We start from the raw sequence: 6,552 nt of genomic DNA, 5'->3' as shown, positions 1-6,552 counted from the left end.
CGTCGAGGGGGAGGGCGCCGACGAGGTCCCCCTCGACGAACGCCACCTCGTGGTGCGCGCCATGCGCGAGACCTTCGAACGGTCCGGGGAGCAACTGCCCGGAACACCGAAGGAACCCACCGTGAGCCCATCACGTCCCACCCGGGTGTCCGTCCGGGCCCCCGCCACCAGCGCCAACCTGGGGCCGGGCTTCGACGCCCTGGGCCTGTCGCTGCGCCTGTACAACACGTTCGAGGCTTCCCTCCGAGAGGACGGCGAGCTGCGCGTGCGCGTCGAGGGGGAGGGCGCCGACGAGGTCCCCCTCGACGAACGCCACCTCGTGGTGCGCGCCATGCGCGAGACCTTCGAACGGTCCGGGGAGCAACTGCCCGGACTCGACCTGAAATGCGTCAACGGAGTCCCGCACGCGCGCGGTCTGGGCTCCTCCTCCTCGGCGATCGTCGGGGGCGTGGCCGCCGCCAGCGCCCTGCTGGGGCGCACCGGACCCGACGGCGGAGCGGACCGCGACGGCGTCTACCAGATCGCCGCGGACATCGAGGGCCACCCCGACAACGTGGCCCCCTGCGTCTACGGCGGCTACACGGTCGCCTACCGCGACGGCGACCGCTGGGGCGCGGTGTCCCTGGCCCCGGACCCCCGCGTCGTGCCGGTGCTGTGCGTGCCCGAGTGGCGGCTGTCCACCGAGCGGGCCCGCGGGCTGCTGCCCGAGATGGTGCCCCACGGCGACGCCGCGTTCAACGCCGGGCGCGCCGCGCTGATGACCGCGGCCGTTTGTGGCCATCCCGAGGCCCTGTACGCGGCCACGCGGGATCGGCTACACGAGTCCTATCGAGCCCCGGCCATGCCGGAAACCCTCGACCTCATCCGTGACCTGCGGCAACACGAGAAACTGCCCGCGGTGGTCTCCGGGGCGGGGCCGACGGTCCTCGTCCTGTGCTCCACGGGTGCGGGGGAGGCGTCCGCGGATTCGCCGGAAATCGCGGACCAGGTTGATTCGATCCGCCGGAGGGCGGGTAAGAATTGGGACATACGCCCCCTGCTCGTGGAGCTGGCGGGGGTGCGGTCCCCATCTCCCCATCCGTAGCACCTGTGTCGAGGAATAGCCGTGGCCTGTGGTGGTGTTAGGCTAGGTGAAGCACCAGATGCCCCGTTGCGGGGCGAGTGCTCATCCGCCACAACGGCCTTCGCGTCCCATACTCCGGTGGTCCGGTCCCACGACCAACCGGAAGCGGCGGCCGACGTGTCGAGTCCGCGGTTCTTCCGCGACTGTCGCCAACGTCATCGCAGCCCGCTCCTCCTCGGATGAGCGTGTCTCCACGATGGACGGGCAACACCACCGAGCCATCCGCCCCGACGTCTGGCTGTACCCAGAGCCCGTCGCGATTGGGTACGGGACCGCCTTCACGCCGGTTTCCGAACATCCACGTGGGGCACGCCCTACCCGGCCCTGCCGGTTCGCACCACCGGGCCGGCCGCTCCAGCACCCGCTGACGGCCGACGCCCGCTCCTTGGGAAGGACCCTTAGTGAGCGACACCACCGAACTCCGAACGGACGCGGCGGTCGAAGACAAAGCCACCACCGGCGTTTCCGTGACGGAGGCTGGCGATGGCGCGCCGACAGCCACGCCCTCGCGGTCCCGCACGGCGTCGCGCGGCACCGGTCTCGCGGCCCTGAAGCTCCCCGAGCTCCAGAAGCTCGCGTCCAGCCTGGGTATCACCGGTACGGGGCGCATGCGCAAGAGCGACGTCATCGCCGCGATCGAGGCCAAGCAGGGCGGCCCGGTCGGCGGCCCCGCGAAGGCCAAAACAGCAAAGAGCGCAGAGACGGCGTCCAAGGCCGGTAAGGTCGAGGCAACCGACGGCCGGGCCGAGGCTCCCGAGACGCCGGGCTCGGACGAGGCCCCGCGCAAGCGCGCGGACAAGCAGCCGTCGGACCAGGCCGTGACCGACCCCCAGGGCGGGCGGGGCGACAAGCCCTCCCGCGGTCGTCGTTCGTCCCGCCGACGCGGTGACGAGTCCGGCGACCAGCCCCGGGCGGTGGACGGCGCCGAATCCACTACCTCCGCGAGCAGCGTGACCAAGACATCCAGCACCCCCCAGAAGAACGGCCCCGACTCCGCCGAGGACCGTGACAACAGGTCCGGGCAGGGTCGCGAGCGCCAGCGCAACCGCCGCAACCGCAACCGCGGCGGTGACGACCAGAACGCGAACAGCAACGCCCAGCAGGGTGGTGGCGGCCAGAACCAGGGCCGCGGCTCCGGTGGTGGCGGTGGCGACGACGACGACTTCGGCGGACGCCGCCGCGGGCGCCGCCGGGACCGCCGGGACCGCCGCGGACGCGGCGGGGGCCAGGAGCCGGAGCCGGTGATCGGCGAGGACGACGTCCTGCTGCCGGTCGCGGGCATCCTCGACATCCTGGACAACTACGCCTTCGTGCGCACCACCGGCTACCTCCCCGGCCAGAGCGACGTCTACGTATCCCTGGCCCAGGTCCGCAAGCACGGCCTGCGCAAGGGCGACCACATCATCGGCGCGGTCCGCCAGCCCAAGGACGGTGAGCGCAGGGAGAAGTTCAACGCCCTGGTGCGTCTGGACTCGGTCAACGGCATGTCGCCCGACCAGGCCCGGGGCCGCCAGGAGTTCTCCAAGCTGGTCCCCCTGTACCCCCAGGAGCGCCTGCGCCTGGAGACCGAGCCGCAGATCCTCACCACGCGCATCATCGACCTGGTGGCGCCCATCGGCAAGGGCCAGCGAGGCCTGATCGTCTCCCCGCCCAAGGCGGGCAAGACGATGGTGGTGCAGGCGATCGCCAACGCCATCACCGAGAACAACCCCGAGTGCTACCTGATGGTGATCCTGGTCGACGAGCGGCCCGAGGAAGTCACCGACATGCAGCGCACGGTCAAGGGCGAGGTCATCCACTCGACCTTCGACCGGCCCGCCGAGGACCACACGGTCGTCGCCGACCTGGCCATCGAGCGCGCCAAGCGGCTGGTGGAGATGGGCATGGACGTCGTCGTCCTGCTGGACTCCATCACCCGTCTGGGCCGCGCCTACAACCTGGCCGCCCCGGCCAGCGGGCGCATCATGTCCGGCGGTGTGGACTCCACGGCGCTCTACCCGCCCAAGCGCTTCTTCGGCGCGGCCCGCAACATCGAGGGCGGCGGCTCGCTGACCATCCTGGCCACGGCGCTGGTCGAGACCGGCTCGCGCGCCGACGAGGTGATCTTCGAGGAGTTCAAGGGCACCGGCAACATGGAGCTCAAGCTCAACCGGAGCCTGGCCGACAAGCGGATCTTCCCGGCGGTGGACGTGGACGCGTCCAGCACCCGCAAGGAGGAGATCCTCATGTCGTCCGAGGAGCTCAACGTGGTCTGGAAGCTGCGCCGGGTGCTGCACGCGCTCGACACCCAGCAGGCCATCGAGCTGCTCCTGGACAAGATGAGGGAGTCCAAGAGCAACGCCGAGTTCCTGCTCCAGATCCAGAAGACCACCGTGGGCCCCGAGCGCTGACCCGCGACCCCCGGTCGAAGCAGGCCCCCCTCCCGTTCCGGGAGGGGGGCTTCGTCGTGTCCGCGCAGAGCGCGCCTGCTCCGGCGGAGTCCCGCGCGTGCCGGGCCCGATCTGCTGCTTCCGCCACCTCTCTCCTTTCGAATAGCGGAAGAAGCGGCTCGCGAGACGAAAAAGATCACTACTGTGTTGCGGATCACAGAAGGATGTATCCCGCGACAGGAAAACGATTCAGGGTCGCGCCGTCGAGTAGTCCCCCACCAGGGAGCCGCCCGGATGGACAACCTCGCCCTACTCGGCCTCCTCGCGCTCGCCCCGATCGTCCTCGTCGGCGTCCTGCTCGTCGGGTTCCGCCTCCCCGCCGTGTACGCGATGCCCGCCGGATACGTCGTCGTGGTCACCGTCGCAGTCCTCTTCTGGCGGACCGACTGGGTCGCGATCGCGGCCTCCACCCTCCAGGGGCTCATCCTCGCGATCGGTCTGCTCTACATCCCCTCTTCCAGTTCTCCACAGCCGAACGCATCGGCATCCCGCCCGAGACCGTCGTGGCCACCCAGGCCGTGGGCGGCGCCGCGGGCAACATGATCACCGTGCACAACGTGGTCGCCGCCTCCGCGGTGGTCGGCCTGGCCGGGCGCGAGGGCGACCTCATCCGCCAGAGCCTCCTGCCCATGACCTACTACGTGCTGCTGGCGGGGTCGGTGAGCTATGTCCTCGTCTGCGGGCTCGGCCCCGACACCGGCACCGTCACGCTCCTCCCGGTCCTCGCCTTCCTGGCCGCGCTCGTCCTCCTCACGCGCATGGCCGACGCGAACGGGCCCGCCTCCGGCACCGCCGTAACCGCCCGGAGGGAGGCCGCCGGAAGGGGGAGGAATAGGTACTGGTCCCGGCAACGTTGTGGGTCTGGCAAACTGGTGGCGGGGAGTGGCCCGCCCCTGCTTCGGCGGGGCCCGCCGCCCCGTTACCCGGATCGCCGCGACACCGGTTCGCGCATGGCCCACGACGACCGACCCGCCCCCTGGCGGCCCGGCCAGTCATGCGTCCGGCGGTCGCGCCCCTGATGAGGAGACACACATGAAGGCCGACATCCACCCCGAGTACGTCGCTACCGAGGTGACCTGCACCTGCGGTGCCCACTTCACCACACGCAGCACCGTCACCGAGGGCAAGATCCGCGCCGAGGTGTGCTCCGAGTGCCACCCGTTCTACACGGGCAAGCAGAAGATCCTGGACACCGGTGGCCGCGTCGCCCGCTTCGAGAAGCGCTTCGGCAAGCGCAAGTAGCGCCGCCCGCCGTCCCGCGGGGCCCTCACCCGGCCCCGCGGGACCAGGCTGACCCCCGAGGGGGAGACGGACAGGCGAGGTAGGCACAACACGACGGGGACGGGCTAACGTGAAGCTGGACGACCTACTGGGGGAGTACTACGAGCTGGAACAGCAGCTCGCCGACCCCGAGGTGCACGCAGACCAGGCCAGGGCGCGCACGCTGGGCAAACGCTACGCGCAGCTCACCCCCATCATCGAGACCTACCGCGCGCTCAAGGGGGTCGAGAGCGACATCGACGCCGCGCGCGAGCTCGCCGCGGAGGACTCCTCCTTCGCTGAGGAGGCCGACCGCCTGACGGAGGAGGCCGAGCGCCTCACCGAGCGCCTGCGCGTCCTGCTCGTCCCCCGCGACCCCGCCGACGACAAGAACCTCATCATGGAGGTCAAGGCGGGCGAGGGCGGTGAGGAGTCCGCCCTCTTCGCCGGCGACCTGGTGCGCATGTACCTGCGCTACGCCGAGCGCCAGGGCTGGAAGACCGAGGTCATCGACTCCACCCACTCCGACCTCGGCGGGTACAAGGACATCACGATCGCCTTCAAGAACAAGGGCACCCCCGAGCCCGGTGCGGGCGTGTGGCCGATGCTCAAGTTCGAGGGCGGTGTGCACCGCGTGCAGCGCGTCCCCGTCACCGAGTCCCAGGGCCGCATCCACACCTCCGCGGCCGGTGTGCTGGTCGTCCCCGAGGCCGAGGACATCGAGGTCGAGATCCACGAGAAGGACCTTCGCGTGGACGTCTACCGCTCCTCCGGGCCCGGCGGCCAGAGCGTCAACACCACCGACTCCGCGGTGCGCATCACCCACCTGCCGACCGGCATCGTCGCCTCGTGCCAGAACGAGAAGAGCCAGCTCCAGAACAAGGAGCAGGCCATGCGCATCCTGCGCGCCCGCATCTACGCCGAGGCCCAGGCCAGCGCGGACGCCGAGGCCGCCGCCGAGCGCAAGAGCCAGGTCCGCACGGTGGACCGGTCCGAGCGCGTGCGCACCTACAATTTCCCCGAGAACCGCATCTCCGACCACCGGGTCGGCTACAAGGCCTACAACCTCGACCAGGTCCTCGACGGGGAACTAGGCGGGGTCGTCAAGGCCCTGGTGGACGCGGACACCAAGGAAAGGCTCGAAGCGGCTCAGTCGTCATGAACGTCCTGCTCGACGAGGTCGCCCGCGCGACGCGCAGACTCGCGGAGGCGGGCGTGGCCTCACCTCGCGCCGACGCCGAGGAACTCGCGGCGTTCGTGCACGGTGTCCGTCGAGGGGAGCTGCACACGGTCGCCGACTCCGACTTCGACGCCCGCTACTGGGAGTGCGTCTCCCGGCGCGAGGCCCGCGAACCCCTCCAGCACATCACCGGCCGCGCCTACTTCCGCTACCTCGAACTCCGCGTCGGACCCGGTGTCTTCGTGCCCCGCCCCGAGACCGAGATCATGGTGGACTGGGCCATCCAGACCCTGCGCGCCATGGACGTCGCCGACCCCCTGGTGGTCGACCTCGGAACCGGCTCGGGAGCCATCGCCATCTCCATCGCGCAGGAGGTGCCGCGCTCGCGCGTGCACACGGTCGAGGTCGACCCCGACGCCCTGGCCTGGGCCCGGCGCAACATCGACGCCAGCGGCCACGCCGACCGGGTCACCTCCCACCACGGCGACATGCGCACCGCCCTCCCCCGGCTCAACGGGCGCGTGGACCTGCTCATCAGCAACCCCCCCTACGTCCCCACC

7 protein-coding genes are annotated in these 6,552 nt (G+C 70.8%); all 7 read left to right on the top strand.

From position 1 onward, the window contains the following. Positions 1-145: 145 nt before the first annotated feature. Positions 146-1,084, top strand: coding sequence for a homoserine kinase (gene thrB, locus ABD54_RS24720; RefSeq protein ID WP_047871945.1), 939 nt, complete (start codon positions 146-148; stop codon positions 1,082-1,084). A gap of 440 nt (positions 1,085-1,524) precedes the next feature. Beyond that, positions 1,525-3,513: a transcription termination factor Rho gene (gene rho / locus ABD54_RS24715; RefSeq protein WP_047871944.1), complete on the top strand. Its 1,989-nt coding sequence runs from the start codon at positions 1,525-1,527 to the stop codon at positions 3,511-3,513. A 273-nt stretch (positions 3,514-3,786) separates the two neighbouring features. After that, entirely contained in the window at positions 3,787-4,095 is a 309-nt protein-coding gene (locus tag ABD54_RS29640) for an L-lactate permease (protein WP_047871943.1), read from the top strand. Beyond that, entirely contained in the window at positions 4,056-4,571 is a 516-nt protein-coding gene (locus ABD54_RS29635; protein ID WP_047871942.1) for an L-lactate permease, read from the top strand. Before ABD54_RS29640 ends, ABD54_RS29635 begins: the two co-directional genes overlap by 40 nt. A gap of 13 nt (positions 4,572-4,584) precedes the next feature. Further along, positions 4,585-4,794 carry a 50S ribosomal protein L31 gene (rpmE, locus tag ABD54_RS24700; RefSeq protein WP_013151378.1) on the top strand — a complete coding sequence of 70 codons (210 nt, stop codon included), beginning with the start codon at positions 4,585-4,587 and terminating at the stop codon, positions 4,792-4,794. Positions 4,795-4,903: 109 nt separating this feature from the next. Beyond that, positions 4,904-5,974 carry a peptide chain release factor 1 gene (gene prfA / locus ABD54_RS24695; RefSeq protein WP_047871941.1) on the top strand — a complete coding sequence of 357 codons (1,071 nt, stop codon included), beginning with the start codon at positions 4,904-4,906 and terminating at the stop codon, positions 5,972-5,974. Continuing rightward, positions 5,971-6,552: HemK/PrmC family methyltransferase (locus ABD54_RS24690; RefSeq protein ID WP_047871940.1), on the top strand; the 582-nt coding region annotated here is incomplete at its 3' end. The genes prfA and ABD54_RS24690, both read left to right, overlap by 4 nt.

The organism is Nocardiopsis sp. RV163 (assembly GCF_001029525.1).
GTDB classification, from domain to species: Bacteria; Actinomycetota; Actinomycetes; order Streptosporangiales; family Streptosporangiaceae; genus Nocardiopsis; species Nocardiopsis dassonvillei.
Note: the sequence above shows the minus strand (reverse complement) of the source record. Positions and strands in the feature narration are given on the sequence as shown.

Coding starts and splice junctions, on each gene's coding strand:
- rpmE (WP_013151378.1), top strand. CDS start 4,585: ATGAAGGCCGACATCCACCCCGAGTACGTCGCTACCGAGGTGACCTGC.
- ABD54_RS29640 (WP_047871943.1), top strand. CDS start 3,787: ATGGACAACCTCGCCCTACTCGGCCTCCTCGCGCTCGCCCCGATCGTC.